We start from the raw sequence: 14,791 nt of genomic DNA, 5'->3' as shown, positions 1-14,791 counted from the left end.
ACGCATAAAGAGAACTTATCCATGAAGCTCTCCAAGCAATTCCCGCTGAATGCGCTGCGCGTCTTCGAGGCCGTGGCGCGGCATGGCAGTTTCACCAAGGCGGGCGAAGAGCTCGGCATGACCCAGACGGCGGTGAGCTATCAGGTGAAATTGCTGGAAGAGAATATCGGCGAGCCGCTGTTCCTGCGCCGCCCGCGGCAGATCAGCCTGACCGAAACCGGGGAAAGGCTGGCGCCGCAGGTGACGGAAGCCTTCGAGACGCTGCAGCTCGCCATGGCCGAGGCGCGCGGCGAGACCGAAGTGACGCTACAGATCACCTGCCTGGCAACCTTCGCCTCACAATGGCTGGCCCGGAAGCTCGGCCTCTTCCAGCTCGCCCATCCCAATATAGCCGTGCGCATGAACACGTCGGACACGCTGGTCGATCTCGGCCGCGAGGCCTTCGATATCGGCATCCGCTCCGGCGCCGGCGAGTGGCCGGGCCTGCGCGCCGAGAAACTCATGGATGTCTATTTCACCCCGATGCTGAGCCCGGCGCTCGCCAAGACCATCGGCGGCATCCACGAGCCCGCCGATCTCCTGAAGCTCAGGATTTTCGATACGACAGATCCCTGGTGGCACCAGTGGCTGGAGGCGGCCGGCGTTCCGACATCGAACCTGAAGACAAGGGCGTCGAGCTTCTACGGCGCCCAGGCCTACGAAGCGGCCGCCGCCGTCGCCGGCCAGGGCGTCGCCATACTGACCCCGGCTTTCTACCCGGACGAGCTCGCCAGCGGCAAGCTGATCCGCCCCTTCGACCTGGAATGCACCGATGGCCGCGGCTATTGGCTGGCTTACCCCGAAAACCGCCGCAACGTCCCGAAAATCAAGGCTTTCAGAAACTGGATCCTGACGGAGATGCACGGCACCGAAGCGCCGTCTCAATAGCCCATTTCGGGCGCATAGAAGCAGCGCGGCGTATCCTCGTTGGGAAACAGGCAGAGGTGATAATCGCCATCGCCGGAATGCATCGCCTTGGTCAAAGGCAGCAGGAAAACGTGATAGCGCGTCACCAGCCGGTGGTCGCCCGGCACCAGTGTCACCCGGTAGCCGTTGGGTGTCACCTTGACGCTTTTCGACGGAATCATCTGGCAATCCCCGGTCTCGCTGTCGCCGTTGCAGCAGAAGGGATCATAAGCCCATCCGGACGCCGCATCATGCGCCAGAGCGCCGGGCGCAAAGGCAATCAATACGCATGCCAAAATGCTTCGCATGGGCACATCTCCAGATGAATGCCCCACCGGATATGCGCTCTCGCAGCAATGCGGCGGCCCTCAGATGAAGGTGTACCGAAGCCGTCACATTTCAAGACGGCCGTGCGGTCCCATCAGTGCATCGAGCCCGTCCAGGCTGACAACATCAGCCGATCCGCGAAAGATCAGCAGCGGCTTGCCGAATATTTCCACCCCGTCCTTGTGGACGATCAGCCCTTCTCCATCCCGGCAGGCGACGATCCGGTTGGTAATCGTCTCGCTGTAGCGCAACAGCGCCGGAAGGTAGCGTTCGTCCTCGTTCAGATGCGGGAAATACTCGCAGGGCACCAGATTGAGCGCCTCGCCATCCGTGATGTCCTCTGGCTGCTGCCCCAGGAAAAAGGCATCGACGGCGATGGTCGGCGTCATCAGGATGGCCCCGGCGCTGGTGCCGATCAGGATACCATCGTCGAGCGTCCAGACCCGCAGCCGTTCGAACACATCAGCGTTCCGCAGCCGCTGCAGGAAATGCCCGGTATGGCCGCCGGAGAGGTGGATGGCGTTGCAGGAAAACAGCCGCTCGAGATCGTCAGACACGATGTTGTCGAGATCGATGAACGGATCAAGCTTGAGGCCATGCGCGGCGTAGTAGGCGGCCTTCTCGTTGAAGAACTGGCGGTCGGGATCGGGGCCGGAGGAGACATAGCCGATATGGTTGCCGCGCTGGCGCACGATCTCTGCCAGCCGCCTGTCCATCGGCGCATTCTCGGCAATCACCTGGTCGCTGTAGAGCGCAAGGATCATCGGCCCTCTCCTTCAGAACTGCCCCGCAACTATCGGCGATCCGGCACGCGATGGGAAGCCAACTTCCCCCTTCCCTCGCGCATCAACATTCTGCAATGTGACGAGTCGGAGGAAGATAGGGGAACAGCATGTATGAATACGCCATAGCGTGGGAATGGTTCGCCTTTGCAGCGCGCTGGTTCCACGTCATCACCGCGATTGCCTGGATCGGCTCGTCCTTCTATTTCATCGCCCTCGACCTCGGCCTCGTGAAGCGGCCGCATCTGCCGGTCGGCGCCTATGGCGAGGAGTGGCAGGTCCATGGCGGCGGCTTCTATCACATCCAGAAATATCTGGTGGCCCCGGCGCAGATGCCGGAGCATCTGACCTGGTTCAAATACGAGAGCTATTTCACCTGGCTCTCGGGCTTCCTGATGCTCTGTATCGTCTATTACGGCGGTGCCGATCTCTTCCTCATCGACCGCCATGTGCTGGATATCAGTCCGATGACGGCGATCCTAATTTCGCTGGCCTCACTTGCCGGCGGCTGGCTGGTCTATGATCTGCTCTGCAAATCGCCGCTCGGCCGCAATACCTGGGGCCTGATGATCGTGCTCTATGCCGTGCTGGTCTTCATGGCCTGGGGCTATACCCAGCTCTTCACCGGCCGCGCCGCCTTCCTGCATCTCGGTGCCTTCACCGCGACGATCATGTCGGCCAATGTCTTCATGATCATCATCCCCAACCAGAAGATCGTCGTCGCCGACCTGATCGCCGGGCGCACGCCCGATCCGAAATACGGACAGATTGCCAAGCAGCGCTCGCTGCACAACAACTATCTGACGCTGCCCGTCATCTTCTTCATGCTGTCGAACCATTATCCGCTGGCCTTCGGCACCGCCTTCAACTGGGTGATCGCCGCCCTCGTCTTCCTGATGGGCGTCACCATCCGCCACTGGTTCAACACCACGCATGCCAGAAAGGGCCGCCCGACCTGGACCTGGATCGCCACCGTCATCCTGTTTATCCTGATCATGTGGCTCTCGACCGTGCCGAAGGTGCTGACCGGCGAGAAGGATGCCGATGCCGCCGCCGTGGCACCTGCGTTCCAGCAGTTCGCCGGCGATCCGCATTTCCCTGCCGTCAAGCAACTGGTCGGCACGCGCTGTTCCATGTGCCATGCGGCCGAGCCCGTTTACGAAGGCATCGTTCGGGCGCCGAAGAACGTCATGCTCGAAAACGACGCGGAAATTGCCGCCCACGCCCGGGAAATCTATATACAGGCAGGCCGCAGCCATGCGATGCCGCCCGGCAATGTCACAGAGATCACCGCCGACGAGCGCAAGCTGCTCGTCGCCTGGTTCGAAAGYGCAGTCGAAGGCAAACAGGAATGACAGTGAAACTTCTGCGCGGGCGCCTGCTCTCGTTCAAGCGCGCCCCGCAAAGCCTGAGCGATCAGGAAAGCTACAGTTATGAGACCGATGGCGGCCTTCTGATCGAAGGCGGCAAGATCATCGCTGCGGGCAGCTATGCCGATGTGAAGGCAAAAGCGCCGGACAATGCCGAGGAAGTCGATCACCGCCCGCATCTCATCATGCCCGGCTTCATCGACACCCATCTGCATTTCCCGCAGATGCAGGTCATCGCCTCCTATGCCGCGAACCTGTTGGAATGGCTGAATACCTATACCTTCCCGGAAGAGTGCCGCTTCGTCGAAAGCGCCCATGCACAGAAGATCGCCACGCATTTCTACGACGAGCTGATCCGCCACGGCACGACCACAGCCGTCGCCTATTGCTCCGTGCACAAGACCTCCGCCGACGCCTTCTTCGCCGAAGCCATGAAGCGCGGCATGTGCATGGTCGGCGGCAAGGTGATGATGGACCGCAACGCCCCGCAGGGCCTGCTCGATACGCCCGAAATGGGCTATGACGAAACCCGCGCCGTCATCGCCGAATGRCACGGCAAGGGCCGCAACCATGTTGCCATCACCCCGCGCTTCGCCATCACCTCGACGCCGCAGCAAATGGAAGCAGCCGGAGCGCTCGCGCGCGAATTCCCCAATCTGCATATCCAGACGCATCTTTCCGAGAACCACGACGAGATCCGCTACACCTGCGAGCTCTATCCCGAAGCGATCGACTACACGGATATCTACGCCCACTACGGGCTGCTCGGCCAAAAGACGCTGTTCGGCCACTGCATCCATCTCTCGGATCGCGAAGCCGATGCGATGAGCGAGGCCGGATCGATCGCTGTCCACTGCCCGACATCGAACCTGTTCCTCGGATCCGGCCTCTTCCCGCTGAAGGCGCTGTCGCGCCGCGAAAAGCCCGTCCGCATCGGTGTCGCCACCGATATCGGCGGCGGCTCCAGCTATTCGATGCTGCGGACGATGGACGAGGCCTACAAGATCCAGCAGCTGCTCGGCGAGCGCTTGAACCCGCTGGACAGCTATTACCATATGACATTGGGTAATGCCGAAGCCCTGTCGCTCGCAGACAGCATCGGCACGCTGGAGACCGGCACCGATGCCGATATCGTCGTCCTCAATGCCGCCGCGACACCGGCCATGGCGCTGAAGATGGACGTGGTCAAAACGCTGGTGGAAGAACTCTTCCTGCTGCAGACGATGGGCGACGACCGCTCGATCATCGAGACATATGTCGCTGGCAACGCAATGAAGGCAGCGCTTTGAGATAGGGACTCAAAATCGGGGGAAGCATGAGCGAGACGCAACGCAGGTTGACGACCATCTTCTCCGCCGATGTGCAGGACTATACGCGTCTGATGGGCCTTGACGAAGAAGGCACGCTGGCAACGCTGAAGCGCTACCGCGAGGCGATGTCAGGCCTGATCGCATCGCATGGCGGCCGCGTCGTCAACACCTGGGGCGACGGCCTGATCGCCGAATTCCCGAGCGTCGTCGAGGCCGTCCGGGCTGCCGTCGATGTGCAGACCGAGCTGGCAGGCTTCAACAGCGCCAAAGCGGCGAGCGAACAGATGCTGTTTCGCATCGGCATCAATCTCGGCGACATCATCGTCGAGGGTGCCGATATCTATGGCGACGGCGTCAATATCGCCGCACGCCTGCAGGCCTCGGCTCCGGCCGGCGGCATTGTCATCTCCAACACCGTCTATGACCAGGTTCGCAACAAGGTGCCCGTTGGTTTCGATTTCCTCGGACCGCTCAGCGTCAAGAACGTCTCGGAAGCCATCCCGAGCTACGCCATCCGCATCGGCGAGAGTCATCAAGCGCAAGCTGTCGCGCAAGCCGCACCCTCCGGAGCACCGGCCGCCGCCGCCCGCCCGGATCAGCGGCCAACGGCTTCGCCATCACGCGCCCGCAAGCTCCTCGGCATCTTCGCCATCGCCGCGGCCTTTTTCGCCCTCATCAACGCGCTCACCTGGGAAGGCAATCTCTGGGCCGTCTGGCCGATCCTCGTGCTCGCCTTCGCTGCCGCCATGACGATCGCCCGCCTGCAGAACCGCGTCGACCAGCAACTTGCTGGCCTCGCCATCATCGGCCTCGGCCTCATCGCCATCAACCTGCTCAGCTGGCACGGCACATTCTGGGCCATCTGGCCACTCATGGCCTTCGCCGCCGTCGGCGCCATCCGCTGGGTGATGCGCGGCTGAAAGGGGCGGCCAAGGCCGCCCCGCCAAAGCTTCACACGGTCGGCACCGTTCCGCCATCGATGGTGAACTCGGCGCCATGAATCGACGCCGCCCGATCGGACGCCAGGAAGGCAACGAGCTCGGCAACTTCCTCGGGATAGGCTGGGCGGCCGGCCGGAATACCGCCGAGCGCATCCATGATGCTCTGTTTCGCCGCCTCTGTATCGATGCCGTTCGCTTTCGAAATGCGCGAGACCAGCGCATCGGATGCTTCCGTGAGGATCCAGCCTGGCGCCACCGATGTCACCCGCACGCCCTTGGGACCCAGCTCCTTGGAGAGCGCCTTGCTGTAATTGCTGAGCGCCGCTTTCGCCGCAGCATAGGCAATCGTCGCCTCGTGCAGCGGAAGCCGCCGCTGGATGGATGATATGTGGATCACCACACCCGTTCGCCGCTCAATCATATGTGGCACGAGCAGCCGGTCGAGACGAACGGCAGGCATCAGGTTGAGAGCCAGCTCGTTTTGCCAATGCTCTTCCGTCAAGGCAGCAAAACCGCCGCCGGGTGCTGCCGATCCGCCGAGCGTATGAACGACAATGTCGATCCCGCCGAATTTTTCGAGCGCAGCACGCGCCAGTATCTCGACGCCTTCCGGTGTCGAGAGATCGGCGGGCACGAAGAGCGTCGCAGGCGTACCCGCCTTCGGCGCCGAACGGGCACTGGTGATGGTCTCGGCGCCAGCCGCCGCAAACCGGCGAAGGATCGCCGCACCCGCGCCTTTCGTACCGCCTGTCACAAGCACACGCTTGCCGGAAAACTCCTCGGGAATGATCGGAAATCTTTGAGCTATGGTCATATCAGTCCTCTTGTGTTGGAGGACGGGGCGCCGCCGTCCAAAACAATCGCGTTGCTTGAAGGCGAAGATGGCTTTAGGCTTTCGAGATGACAAGTACGCACGAAAAAGTAGGGTACTTACCTGAAAGTAAGTCCAACGATGACCTGACCCCATCGACCGCCGCAGAAGGCGTTGAGAATGTGCTGCGCATGCTCGAAGGGCGCTGGAAGCTCGTCATCCTCTTCCACCTTTTCGGCGGCAATGTGCTGCGCTTTTCCGATCTGGAACGCGCAATCCCGGCCATCTCGCAAAAGATGTTGATCCAGCAGCTGCGCCAGATGGAAGCCGATGGCATCGTCAGGCGTATCGTCCACCATCAGGTGCCGCCGAAGGTGGAATATTGCCTCACCGACTGGGGCCAATCGCTCTGCCCGGCGCTCGACGCGCTGTTGACATGGGCCGCCGCCAAGCCTGCAGGATAGTCCGGAAACCCTGCTCTAAGCATATGTTTCTGCTGGCAGCGGGACTTGAATATGCTACCTCTCGGAAGCTTCCGGAGGATGCCGATATCATGTCAAAGCCGCTGACGATTGCCGATCTGAAGACCCTGGCCCGTCGCCGTGTGCCGAAGATGTTCTTCGACTATGCCGACTCCGGCGCCTGGACGGAGAGCACCTACCGCGCCAACGAGAGCGACTTCGCCAACATCAAGCTTCGCCAGCGCGTGCTGGTCGACATGACCAATAGGTCGCTCGAAACCGAGATGATTGGCCAGAAGGTCTCGATGCCCGTGGCGCTGGCGCCGACGGGCATGACCGGCATGCAGCATGCCGACGGCGAGATGCTGGCGGCGCGCGCAGCGGAAGAATTCGGCGTGCCCTTCACGCTGTCGACGATGAGCATCTGCTCGATCGAGGATGTGGCCTCGGTGACGACAAAGCCCTTCTGGTTCCAGCTCTATGTGATGCGCGACAAGGATTTCGTACTCGACCTGATCAACCGCGCCAAGGCGGCGAAATGCTCGGCTCTGGTGCTGACGGCCGACCTGCAGATCCTCGGCCAACGCCACAAGGATCTGCGCAACGGCCTCTCCGCCCCACCGAAATTCACCCCGAAACACATCTGGCAGATGGCAACGCGGCCGCTCTGGTGCCTGGACATGCTGCAGACCAAGCGCCGCACCTTCGGCAACATCATCGGTCACGCCAAGAACGTCACCGACCTCTCCTCGATCTCGATCTGGACGCATGAGCAGTTCGACCCCAGGCTTTCCTGGGCCGATGTCGCCTGGATCAAGGAGAAATGGGGCGGCCCACTGATCATCAAGGGCATCAACGACGTGGAGGACGCGAAGCTCGCCGCCGAAACCGGTGCCGACGCCATCATCGTCTCCAACCACGGCGGCCGCCAGCTCGACGGCGCCCCCTCCTCGATCAGCATGCTGCCTTCGATCGTCGATGCCGTCGGCGACAGGATAGAGATCCACCTCGACGGCGGCATCCGCTCCGGCCAGGACGTGCTGAAAGCCATCGCCCTCGGCGCCAAGGGCACCTATATCGGCCGCCCCTTCCTCTATGGCCTCGGCGCCATGGGCAAGGACGGCGTGACGCTGGCGCTCGAGATCCTCCGCAAGGAGCTTGATATGACCATGGCGCTATGCGGAAAGCGTAACATCCAAGATGTGGATGCATCGGTGATTGCCGCCTGATCTACAACCGCCCCGTCGCCAGCGCGGCCGCCCATTCGAGGCGGCCGTTTGCTTTTGCGAGCTCCGACATCGCCATATGGTTATAGTGGACGGTGCGGAAATTGGCAGTCCAGCCAAGCGCGGTCTTCTCCAGAATGGCGTAGCTTGCCAGCGGATGGCCGGTCTCGACCTTGTGGAAATAGGGCGCGTCATCGTCATAGCCCGGGCAGCCGACGCTGCCGGGATTGACGAGCAGGCGGCCGCCGGAGAGTGCGATCGCTCGCGGCAGATGGGTGTGGCCGCAGAGGATCAGCGGCTGGTCGATGCCCTCGGCAAGTGCCTCGATCTCCGCCTGCGGCTTCAAGAGGACATAGCCCTCAGGCGAGACCGTTTCCGTCCAGTAGAGATTATCGTCATCAGGGGTTGCATGGCAGAGATAGACCTCGTCGCGATAGACGAGTTCCGAAGGCAGCGTCCGCAGCCAGTCGAGATGGCGTGGGCTGAGATCGTGATAGGCGGCCTCATCGGAGGTGAACATCTGCTCCGGCGCGAACTCGATGAGATAGCGGTCGTGATTGCCGCGCACGGTCGGCAGATTGAGCGGCAAGAGCCGGTCGCCGGTCTTTCCGGCTTCAAGCGGACCGCTGAAGCAATCGCCAAGATTGACGATGTCGCTGATGCCAAGTGCCGCAATATCGGCGAGCACCGCCTCCAGCGCCAGGGCATTTCCGTGGATATCCGCGATCGCCGCAAACCGCATGACTCAGCTGCCGCGATAGGTGGAATAGCCGTAAGGCGAGATCAGCAGCGGCACATGGTAATGCGCCGTCGTATCGGCGATCCCGAAGCGGATCGGCACGAGATCGAGAAAGGCCGGATGCGGCAGCGCCGTGCCTGCGGCACGAAGATAGTCGCCGGCGTGGAAAAGGAGCTCGTAGGTTCCTGCAGTGAAGCTGTCGCCAACAAGGATAGGCCCGCCATCGACGCGTCCGTCAGCGTTGGTCTCGACCGTCTTGAGAAGCTTGCGCAGATCGCCTTCGACCGAATAGAGATCGATGCGCAAACCCTCGGCCGGCTTGCCGAGGGCGGTATCGAGGACGTGGGTGGTCAGTCCGGTCATAGGGCTGGCTCTCTGATGATGAAGGGTTGGTCGAAGAAGAATTCTTCCAGATTGTTGTCGGGTCCATCGCGATCGACGACGATGAAGCTGCTCGGCTTGCCGAGCGACATCAGCGGGTGATGCCAGACATTACGTCTGTAGTTCACGCCCTGATCACCGCGCGCAGAAAACACCTGCGGCCGCCCCGGCCGGCCATTCTCATCTTCCGAGACGACGACGAGAAACGGCAAGTTCGAGACCGGTGAAAAACTCTGACTGCCGAAAGGATGGCGCTCCATCATCCCGACCTCATAGGGAAAGGCGCGCGGCTGGCCACGGAAAAGATTGATGATGACGCGTGCGCCCTCACCCGCGGCTTCGGCCGTAGCCAATGCATGAAAACGTTCGGTCGTGCCGCCGTTGATATAACGCATCGTCGACGGATCGGCCTCGATCACATCGCCGAAGGGCGCGAAGGCGGCTTTGGTGAGGGGCTGGATGTCGAGGTAGTCTGGCATGGGACTTATTCGCCTTGTGCCCGCCAATGGCGGATGTTTTCAAGTTGGGTAACAAGCTCGGGCAACGCAGTTCTTGCTGTCTGCCAGATCACCGGCAGTTCCGCCCTGTAGTAATCATGGACGATCAGGTTGCGCATGCCCTTGATCCGTGTCCACGGAATCTCCGGATGGCTTTGCGGAAATCCGGGTTCGATCGCCGATATCCGTGCTGCTGCCTCGCCGACCAAGACTAGCGACATGGTGACGGCAAGCTGAGTACGGATATCGGCGAGGAACTCAGCCTCGCTCATCCCTTCGGTCAGATCGAATGCCGTCTGCGCTGCCGCCTGCATTCGGTCCATATGGTCGACAAGCCGCTCATTGTTCATATGGCGGATGCTTCTGCGAGAACGCGAGCCTTGATCTTGTCGGGCAGCCCGCCTGGTGTGACGAGGTCCACCTTGACGCCAAGGATATCCTGCAATTCCTCCAGCAACCCGCCGAGATCGAACAGCGTCGTCCCCGGCAGCGCATCGACAAGAATATCAAGATCGCTATCGGCCCGGTCCTCGCCGCGCGCCACCGAACCGAAGACGCGCGGGTTCGCTGCGTTGAACCGCTTCGTCGCGTCGCGGATCGCCTGCCTGTTCTTCTCCAGCACTTCCGATGGCTTCATTGCACCGTCTCCTGCGGCTGAGACTATAGGCGAGCGCGAATGGCGAGGAAAGAATTCCGCGTCATTCAGCGCTCCGGAAGCATGGAGGTCAGCCGCAGGAGTGCGATCTTCTCGACCTGTCCGGCCGCCGTAGCAAACTCGTCCTCGCGGCTGTTATCGATCCGCTTCTCGAAGGCTGAGAGGATATCGTCCTTGTTCAGGCCCTTGACGGCGATGATGAAGGGGAAACCGAATTTTTCGGTGTAGCGGTTGTTGAGCTCGGTGAAACGCTTGTGTTCCGCCGCGCTAAGCCGGTCGAGCCCGGCGCCTGCCTGCTCCTGCTTGCTGTCCTCGGTCAATTCACCCGCGATCGCCAGACGTCCGGCGAGATCGGGATGGGCGCGCAGCACGCCGAGGCGCTCCTCTTCGCTCGCCGCCCGGAAGATCGCCACCATCGGCGTGTGAACACGGTCGGCCGTCAGCTCGCCGTGGATGAAGCCGTCGTCATAGGCGCGCTCGGCGATGAACGGCGAATGCTCGAAGACGCCGCCGAAGCGGGTGACGAATTCCTCCCGCGCGATCATCAGATTGTTTCCGGCTTGTGGTGCTGGTGCCAGTGCCTGGCGATCTCGATGCGCTGCGGTACCCAGACCTTCTCGTGACCAAGCACATATTCCATGAAGCGCTTCAGCGCCGCGGCGCGGCCCGGACGGCCGACGAGGCGGCAATGCAGCCCGACCGACAGCATCTTCGGGCTACCCTCCTTGCCTTCCGCATAGAGCGTGTCGAAGGCATCCTTCAGATAGGTGAAGAACTGGTCGCCGGAATTAAAACCCTGCGGCGTCGCAAAGCGCATGTCGTTGGTCTCGAGCGTGTAGGGAATGATCAGAAACGGCTTGCCATCCACGCCATTCACCCAGAACGGCAGATCATCGGCATAAGAGTCCGACGAATAAAGGAAACCGCCCTCCTCCTGGACGAGCCGCAGCGTGTTGTCCGAGGGCTTGCCCTGGTACATGCCGTAGGGCCGCTCGCCGGTCAGTTCGGTATGCAGGCGCACCGCTTCGAGAATGTGCTTGCGCTCCAGATCCTCCTGAAAATCCTTGTATTCCAGCCAGCGATAGCCGTGGCTGGCGATCTCCCAGCCGGCTTCCTTCATCGCATCGACGGCTTCCGGATTGCGGGCCATCGCCAGTGTCACACCATAGACGGTTGCCTGCACCTTGAGTTCGGTGAACATCCGCCACAGCCGCCAGAAACCGGCGCGCGAGCCATACTCATAGATCGATTCCATGTTGAGATTGCGCTGTCCCGGCCAGGCAGCACCGCCGACGATTTCCGATAACAGGTTCTCCGAGGCCGGATCGCCATCGAGAATACAGCTCTCGCCGCCTTCCTCGTAATTGATGACGAATTGAACGGCGACATGCGCGCCGCCCGGCCATTTCGGATCGGGCGTGTTGCGGCCGTAGCCGATCAGATTGCGCGGATAGGTATCGGATGCCATGAAATCACCTTCTCGAGGACAGACGAAACGGTAGCACCCGGGGAGCGAAAGTCGAGCCGGAAATGCGAAAGAGACTCTCAAGGAAATCGCGAAAGTCTCTCACGAAATCACTCAGCTAAGCCCGATCACCCTGAGGACCGCGACGCAGACGACGCCCGATGCGACCGCCGCCAGCATCGGCAAGCGAAGCGCTGCGAGCGCGGTGACGGCGCAGGCGATGGTCTCGGCAATCCCGGTTGCAAAGGCGGTCGGTGCGACGACAGCCATCAGCACCGCCGGTGGAATGGATTCGATCGCCTTGCGCCTGCTGCCGTCGAGCGACACATGGCGAATGAGGAAGAGACCGCTGACGCGCGTCACGATGGTTGCCGCCGCCATCGCCAGGATGGCAAGCAGCGTTGAGAAATCGAGCGTCATGGCGTCACCTCCACGCGGCGCTTGCCGCTGACCATCGCGGCGGCAAGCCCGGCCAATGCGCCGGCAGCGATGTACCAGACACCGGGGATGAAATGCTGCGTCAGGACGGCCGCCGCACCGCTGGCGAGCAGCACCGCGCCGGTCTCCGGTCCCTTCCAGAAACCCATGACCAACACGATGAAGACCGCTGGAAAGGCGAAATCGAGTCCCAGAGTGACGGGATTACCGAGGAAGGCGCCGAGTGTTGCCCCCGCGAGACTGGACAGCAGCCAGGTCAGATAAAATGGCGTGGCAAGCCCAGCAAACCAGGCCGGCGTCAGCCGCGCGATACCGGCCCGGAATTCGGCCATCGCCCAGATCTCGTCGGCGAGGAACAGCACCGAGAAATAACGAGCGCGCGGCGCAAAGGCCTGCATTTTGGTGCCGATCGAAGCGCCCATCAGCACGTGGCGGATGTTGACGAGCAGCGCCGCGAAGCCCAGCCCCGCCCATGAAGCCGGATGCGTCCAGATATCCATCGCCACGAATTGCGATCCGCCGGCAAAAACCAGCGCGCTCATCAGGCCGGTCTCAAGCGGCGACAGCCCCTTGGTGGCAGCGACTGCGCCGAAGACCAGGCCGATCGGGATGACGGCGGCGATCAGCGGTGCGATCGCCCGCATACCGCCGGAAAATTCCGCCCATGTTCCATTCTCACTCACATCAAGACCTCCGTTTGCTGCGACGGTCATAGGACCGCGCGCGGACAGCGTCTTGAACGAAAGTGATTACCGGGCGCGGTACTGGCCGGGTGTCAGTCCGGTGCGGGCCTTGAAATGCCGGGTGAAATGCGCCTGGTCCGCAAAGCCGCATTCGAGCGCAATCTCCGCCGGCTGTTCGCCTGCCTGCAGCTTGCGCCGGGCAATCCTGACGCGGACATCTGTGAGGAAGGCATGCGGCGTGATGTGGAACTCCCTGCGGAAGGCGCGGATCAGATGCGCACGGCTGAGACCAGCGATAGCGGCGAGCTCTTCGAGACCGATATCGCTTTCATATTGCTCTACCAGATAGTCGCGCGCCCGGCGCACCGCCGACCGTTCGGCGCTATCGACAGGAATGATGATCGAGCTGCCATGCTGGCGGAACATCGCGTCCAGCACCAGGAACATACCCTGCCCGGTCTCCAGCGCCCCGGCTCCCGTCTCCAGTGTCCGATGCGCCTCCAGAAAGGCATTGGCGAGCTTTGGATCATGAAGGATCTGCTTGCCGAAGGCCGGCGTACCGTGGAAGGCTCGGCCGGTCACGTCCTCAAGAATTTCCCGGAACAGTGCCATGTCAGGATAGATCATCCGGTAGCGGTAACCGCCATCCGTCGGCGCTCCGTCATGCGTCTCGCCGGGATTGATCAGGTAGAGATCGCCGGGACCGGAGGCCTCGCGCGCACCGCGGATCGTGGCGATCTGGCTGCCGCTCTCGATGGCGCCGATGCTGAAAGTATCATGCGCATGCGGCGCAAACTCGTGGGTCAGGAAGGTCGCGCTCAGGCACTCCATGCCGTCGAAGCGCCGGTCGCGCCAGAAGCGGGTCGTCTCCGCCCCGGCGAGCGGCATGGCAACAGTCGCCTGTTCCTGGGAAATATTCTGCATCGCGCGGATATAGCAGTTTTCCGCAGCCGCTTCTTGAACAAAAGTGATCAGGCGATCTTGCGGGCGCTGACCTTGCCCATCGGGTGCAGCGAATGCACCCGGAACGGCCCGCCCATGCCTTCTTCCATCATCAGCGCGATATTGGAGATGGCGATCGGCTCCGCCAGCACCGGCTCGAAGATGCCGCGCAGCGCCTGTTCGATGCGCGGCATGTCGACAACATTGACCGGGCCGGTCACCGGCATGTGGAACCGGTACTCGTCCATCACATAGGGGTTGCCCCAGCGGTGTAGATTCGTGAACTGCGCCGCCGACAAGCCGTCGGGATCACTCCGCTCGATATCGGCTTCCGAAAGCGGCGCCCGGAAGCCATCGAAATGCTGAACGATCGACGATGCGAGATAGCGGACATTCTCGCATGGCAACGTCGGAACCAGGCTGTAATAGTTTCCGAGCCGCGCCACTTCGATGCGCGGCACGCTGAACGGCTGGAACGTGCCAGAAAAGCGCATCAATTCCCGCAATAGTTGCGCTTCGGATACCTCCGCGGAGAGGTGGAACGGCGCTTTCAGCACGCCATGAAAGCCATAACGGCGCGGCACGGCCGTGTGGAAGGCAATTTCGTGAATGCCGAGACCGCGAACGGCCGGCGGCTCCAGCATCTCGCCCGAAAAAACGTTACGGCCAAGCCAATTGGCCGCCACATGGCTGAGCGGATCGCTCGGCGAAGGCGTGAAGCAAATGGCATAGCGCATGCGATTTCCTCCATCTGAGAATGCGGCGCGCGGCCGAATCCGGCACCGTCGATGCGCAAGCAGATAGGTGATTTGCATGAC

The 14,791-nt window shown here is 61.9% G+C and carries 20 protein-coding genes; 6 read left to right on the top strand and 14 right to left on the bottom strand.

The features are described from left to right. Positions 1–21 precede the first annotated feature (21 nt). Positions 22–927: a LysR substrate-binding domain-containing protein gene (locus AC1DIJ_RS26490; protein WP_112390277.1), complete on the top strand. Its 906-nt coding sequence runs from the start codon at positions 22–24 to the stop codon at positions 925–927. On the opposite strand, the gene AC1DIJ_RS26485 is transcribed toward AC1DIJ_RS26490, so the two are convergent. Together AC1DIJ_RS26485 and AC1DIJ_RS26480 are read right to left on the bottom strand one after the other, a co-directional pair. Continuing rightward, positions 921–1,253, bottom strand: coding sequence for a hypothetical protein (locus AC1DIJ_RS26485; RefSeq protein WP_112390276.1), 333 nt, complete (start codon positions 1,251–1,253; stop codon positions 921–923). The two genes, AC1DIJ_RS26490 and AC1DIJ_RS26485, sit on opposite strands and share 7 nt — an antisense overlap. Before the next feature lie 84 nt (positions 1,254–1,337). Continuing rightward, positions 1,338–2,036, bottom strand: a complete 699-nt coding sequence (locus AC1DIJ_RS26480) for a Type 1 glutamine amidotransferase-like domain-containing protein (protein ID WP_112390275.1) — start codon at positions 2,034–2,036, stop codon at positions 1,338–1,340. A 128-nt stretch (positions 2,037–2,164) separates the two neighbouring features. On the opposite strand from AC1DIJ_RS26480, the gene puuD reads away from it, so the two are divergent. The 3 genes from puuD to AC1DIJ_RS26465 are packed head-to-tail and all read left to right on the top strand — an operon-like array spanning position 2,165 to position 5,654. After that, the gene (gene puuD, locus AC1DIJ_RS26475) at positions 2,165–3,409 is read left to right on the top strand and encodes a urate hydroxylase PuuD (RefSeq protein ID WP_112390274.1); all 1,245 of its coding nucleotides are present in this window, start codon (positions 2,165–2,167) and stop codon (positions 3,407–3,409) included. Beyond that, complete coding sequence (guaD, locus tag AC1DIJ_RS26470) at positions 3,406–4,713, top strand: guanine deaminase (protein WP_477831674.1); 1,308 nt, start codon at positions 3,406–3,408, stop codon at positions 4,711–4,713. Before puuD ends, guaD begins: the two co-directional genes overlap by 4 nt. Positions 4,714–4,739: 26 nt before the next feature. Next, positions 4,740–5,654 (top strand): adenylate/guanylate cyclase domain-containing protein, encoded by a 915-nt coding sequence (locus AC1DIJ_RS26465; RefSeq protein WP_112390272.1) that lies wholly within the window; start codon positions 4,740–4,742, stop codon positions 5,652–5,654. Between the two features lie 31 nt (positions 5,655–5,685). Here AC1DIJ_RS26465 and AC1DIJ_RS26460 read toward each other — a convergent pair whose 3' ends face one another. Beyond that, positions 5,686–6,489, bottom strand: coding sequence for an SDR family oxidoreductase (locus tag AC1DIJ_RS26460; protein WP_112390271.1), 804 nt, complete (start codon positions 6,487–6,489; stop codon positions 5,686–5,688). Positions 6,490–6,575: 86 nt separating this feature from the next. On the opposite strand from AC1DIJ_RS26460, the gene AC1DIJ_RS26455 reads away from it, so the two are divergent. Together AC1DIJ_RS26455 and AC1DIJ_RS26450 are read left to right on the top strand one after the other, a co-directional pair. Further along, positions 6,576–6,950 (top strand): winged helix-turn-helix transcriptional regulator, encoded by a 375-nt coding sequence (locus tag AC1DIJ_RS26455; RefSeq protein WP_112390270.1) that lies wholly within the window; start codon positions 6,576–6,578, stop codon positions 6,948–6,950. A gap of 89 nt (positions 6,951–7,039) precedes the next feature. Then, positions 7,040–8,176, top strand: coding sequence for an alpha-hydroxy acid oxidase (locus tag AC1DIJ_RS26450; protein WP_112390312.1), 1,137 nt, complete (start codon positions 7,040–7,042; stop codon positions 8,174–8,176). A 1-nt stretch (position 8,177) separates the two neighbouring features. Here AC1DIJ_RS26450 and AC1DIJ_RS26445 read toward each other — a convergent pair whose 3' ends face one another. The 11 genes from AC1DIJ_RS26445 to AC1DIJ_RS26395 form a co-directional block, all read right to left on the bottom strand. Then, positions 8,178–8,915, bottom strand: a complete 738-nt coding sequence (locus tag AC1DIJ_RS26445) for a metallophosphoesterase family protein (RefSeq protein WP_112390269.1) — start codon at positions 8,913–8,915, stop codon at positions 8,178–8,180. 3 nt (positions 8,916–8,918) lie between these two features. Continuing rightward, positions 8,919–9,275 (bottom strand): hydroxyisourate hydrolase, encoded by a 357-nt coding sequence (gene uraH, locus AC1DIJ_RS26440; RefSeq protein ID WP_112390268.1) that lies wholly within the window; start codon positions 9,273–9,275, stop codon positions 8,919–8,921. Further along, a complete protein-coding gene (locus AC1DIJ_RS26435) occupies positions 9,272–9,772 on the bottom strand; it encodes an ureidoglycolate lyase (protein WP_112390267.1) in 501 nt (166 codons plus the stop codon). Before AC1DIJ_RS26435 ends, uraH begins: the two co-directional genes overlap by 4 nt. A 5-nt stretch (positions 9,773–9,777) precedes the next feature. Beyond that, positions 9,778–10,140: a HepT-like ribonuclease domain-containing protein gene (locus tag AC1DIJ_RS26430; RefSeq protein ID WP_112390266.1), complete on the bottom strand. Its 363-nt coding sequence runs from the start codon at positions 10,138–10,140 to the stop codon at positions 9,778–9,780. After that, on the bottom strand, positions 10,137–10,427 hold the full coding sequence (locus AC1DIJ_RS26425) for a nucleotidyltransferase family protein (protein WP_112390265.1): 291 nt from the start codon (positions 10,425–10,427) through the stop codon (positions 10,137–10,139). Before AC1DIJ_RS26425 ends, AC1DIJ_RS26430 begins: the two co-directional genes overlap by 4 nt. Positions 10,428–10,492: 65 nt before the next feature. Further along, positions 10,493–10,990, bottom strand: a complete 498-nt coding sequence (gene uraD, locus AC1DIJ_RS26420; protein ID WP_112390264.1) for a 2-oxo-4-hydroxy-4-carboxy-5-ureidoimidazoline decarboxylase — start codon at positions 10,988–10,990, stop codon at positions 10,493–10,495. Beyond that, positions 10,990–11,913 (bottom strand): allantoinase PuuE, encoded by a 924-nt coding sequence (puuE, locus tag AC1DIJ_RS26415; protein WP_112390263.1) that lies wholly within the window; start codon positions 11,911–11,913, stop codon positions 10,990–10,992. The genes uraD and puuE overlap by 1 nt, the downstream gene beginning before the upstream one ends. Positions 11,914–12,024: 111 nt before the next feature. Further along, positions 12,025–12,330: an AzlD domain-containing protein gene (locus AC1DIJ_RS26410; RefSeq protein ID WP_112390262.1), complete on the bottom strand. Its 306-nt coding sequence runs from the start codon at positions 12,328–12,330 to the stop codon at positions 12,025–12,027. After that, a complete protein-coding gene (locus tag AC1DIJ_RS26405) occupies positions 12,327–13,061 on the bottom strand; it encodes an AzlC family ABC transporter permease (RefSeq protein ID WP_112390261.1) in 735 nt (244 codons plus the stop codon). Before AC1DIJ_RS26405 ends, AC1DIJ_RS26410 begins: the two co-directional genes overlap by 4 nt. Before the next feature lie 36 nt (positions 13,062–13,097). Next, complete coding sequence (locus AC1DIJ_RS26400; protein WP_112390260.1) at positions 13,098–13,955, bottom strand: AraC family transcriptional regulator; 858 nt, start codon at positions 13,953–13,955, stop codon at positions 13,098–13,100. Positions 13,956–14,002: 47 nt separating this feature from the next. Further along, positions 14,003–14,710: a DUF1045 domain-containing protein gene (locus AC1DIJ_RS26395; RefSeq protein ID WP_112390259.1), complete on the bottom strand. Its 708-nt coding sequence runs from the start codon at positions 14,708–14,710 to the stop codon at positions 14,003–14,005. Between the last annotated feature and the right edge of the window lie 81 nt (positions 14,711–14,791).

Source organism: Rhizobium sp. 10N427, assembly GCF_056394605.1.
Note: the sequence above shows the minus strand (reverse complement) of the source record. Positions and strands in the feature narration are given on the sequence as shown.

Bases quoted from the DNA above. Each gene is read 5' to 3' on its own strand.
- AC1DIJ_RS26490 (WP_112390277.1), top strand. From the start codon at position 22: ATGAAGCTCTCCAAGCAATTCCCGCTGAATGCGCTGCGCGTCTTCGAG.
- AC1DIJ_RS26485 (WP_112390276.1), bottom strand. From the start codon at position 1,253: ATGCGAAGCATTTTGGCATGCGTATTGATTGCCTTTGCGCCCGGCGCT.
- AC1DIJ_RS26480 (WP_112390275.1), bottom strand. From the start codon at position 2,036: ATGATCCTTGCGCTCTACAGCGACCAGGTGATTGCCGAGAATGCGCCG.
- AC1DIJ_RS26465 (WP_112390272.1), top strand. From the start codon at position 4,740: ATGAGCGAGACGCAACGCAGGTTGACGACCATCTTCTCCGCCGATGTG.
- AC1DIJ_RS26460 (WP_112390271.1), bottom strand. From the start codon at position 6,489: ATGACCATAGCTCAAAGATTTCCGATCATTCCCGAGGAGTTTTCCGGC.
- AC1DIJ_RS26455 (WP_112390270.1), top strand. From the start codon at position 6,576: ATGACAAGTACGCACGAAAAAGTAGGGTACTTACCTGAAAGTAAGTCC.
- AC1DIJ_RS26450 (WP_112390312.1), top strand. From the start codon at position 7,040: ATGTCAAAGCCGCTGACGATTGCCGATCTGAAGACCCTGGCCCGTCGC.
- AC1DIJ_RS26445 (WP_112390269.1), bottom strand. From the start codon at position 8,915: ATGCGGTTTGCGGCGATCGCGGATATCCACGGAAATGCCCTGGCGCTG.
- uraH (WP_112390268.1), bottom strand. From the start codon at position 9,275: ATGACCGGACTGACCACCCACGTCCTCGATACCGCCCTCGGCAAGCCG.
- AC1DIJ_RS26435 (WP_112390267.1), bottom strand. From the start codon at position 9,772: ATGCCAGACTACCTCGACATCCAGCCCCTCACCAAAGCCGCCTTCGCG.
- AC1DIJ_RS26430 (WP_112390266.1), bottom strand. From the start codon at position 10,140: ATGAACAATGAGCGGCTTGTCGACCATATGGACCGAATGCAGGCGGCA.
- AC1DIJ_RS26425 (WP_112390265.1), bottom strand. From the start codon at position 10,427: ATGAAGCCATCGGAAGTGCTGGAGAAGAACAGGCAGGCGATCCGCGAC.
- uraD (WP_112390264.1), bottom strand. From the start codon at position 10,990: ATGATCGCGCGGGAGGAATTCGTCACCCGCTTCGGCGGCGTCTTCGAG.
- puuE (WP_112390263.1), bottom strand. From the start codon at position 11,913: ATGGCATCCGATACCTATCCGCGCAATCTGATCGGCTACGGCCGCAAC.
- AC1DIJ_RS26410 (WP_112390262.1), bottom strand. From the start codon at position 12,330: ATGACGCTCGATTTCTCAACGCTGCTTGCCATCCTGGCGATGGCGGCG.
- AC1DIJ_RS26405 (WP_112390261.1), bottom strand. From the start codon at position 13,061: ATGACCGTCGCAGCAAACGGAGGTCTTGATGTGAGTGAGAATGGAACA.
- AC1DIJ_RS26400 (WP_112390260.1), bottom strand. From the start codon at position 13,955: ATGCAGAATATTTCCCAGGAACAGGCGACTGTTGCCATGCCGCTCGCC.
- AC1DIJ_RS26395 (WP_112390259.1), bottom strand. From the start codon at position 14,710: ATGCGCTATGCCATTTGCTTCACGCCTTCGCCGAGCGATCCGCTCAGC.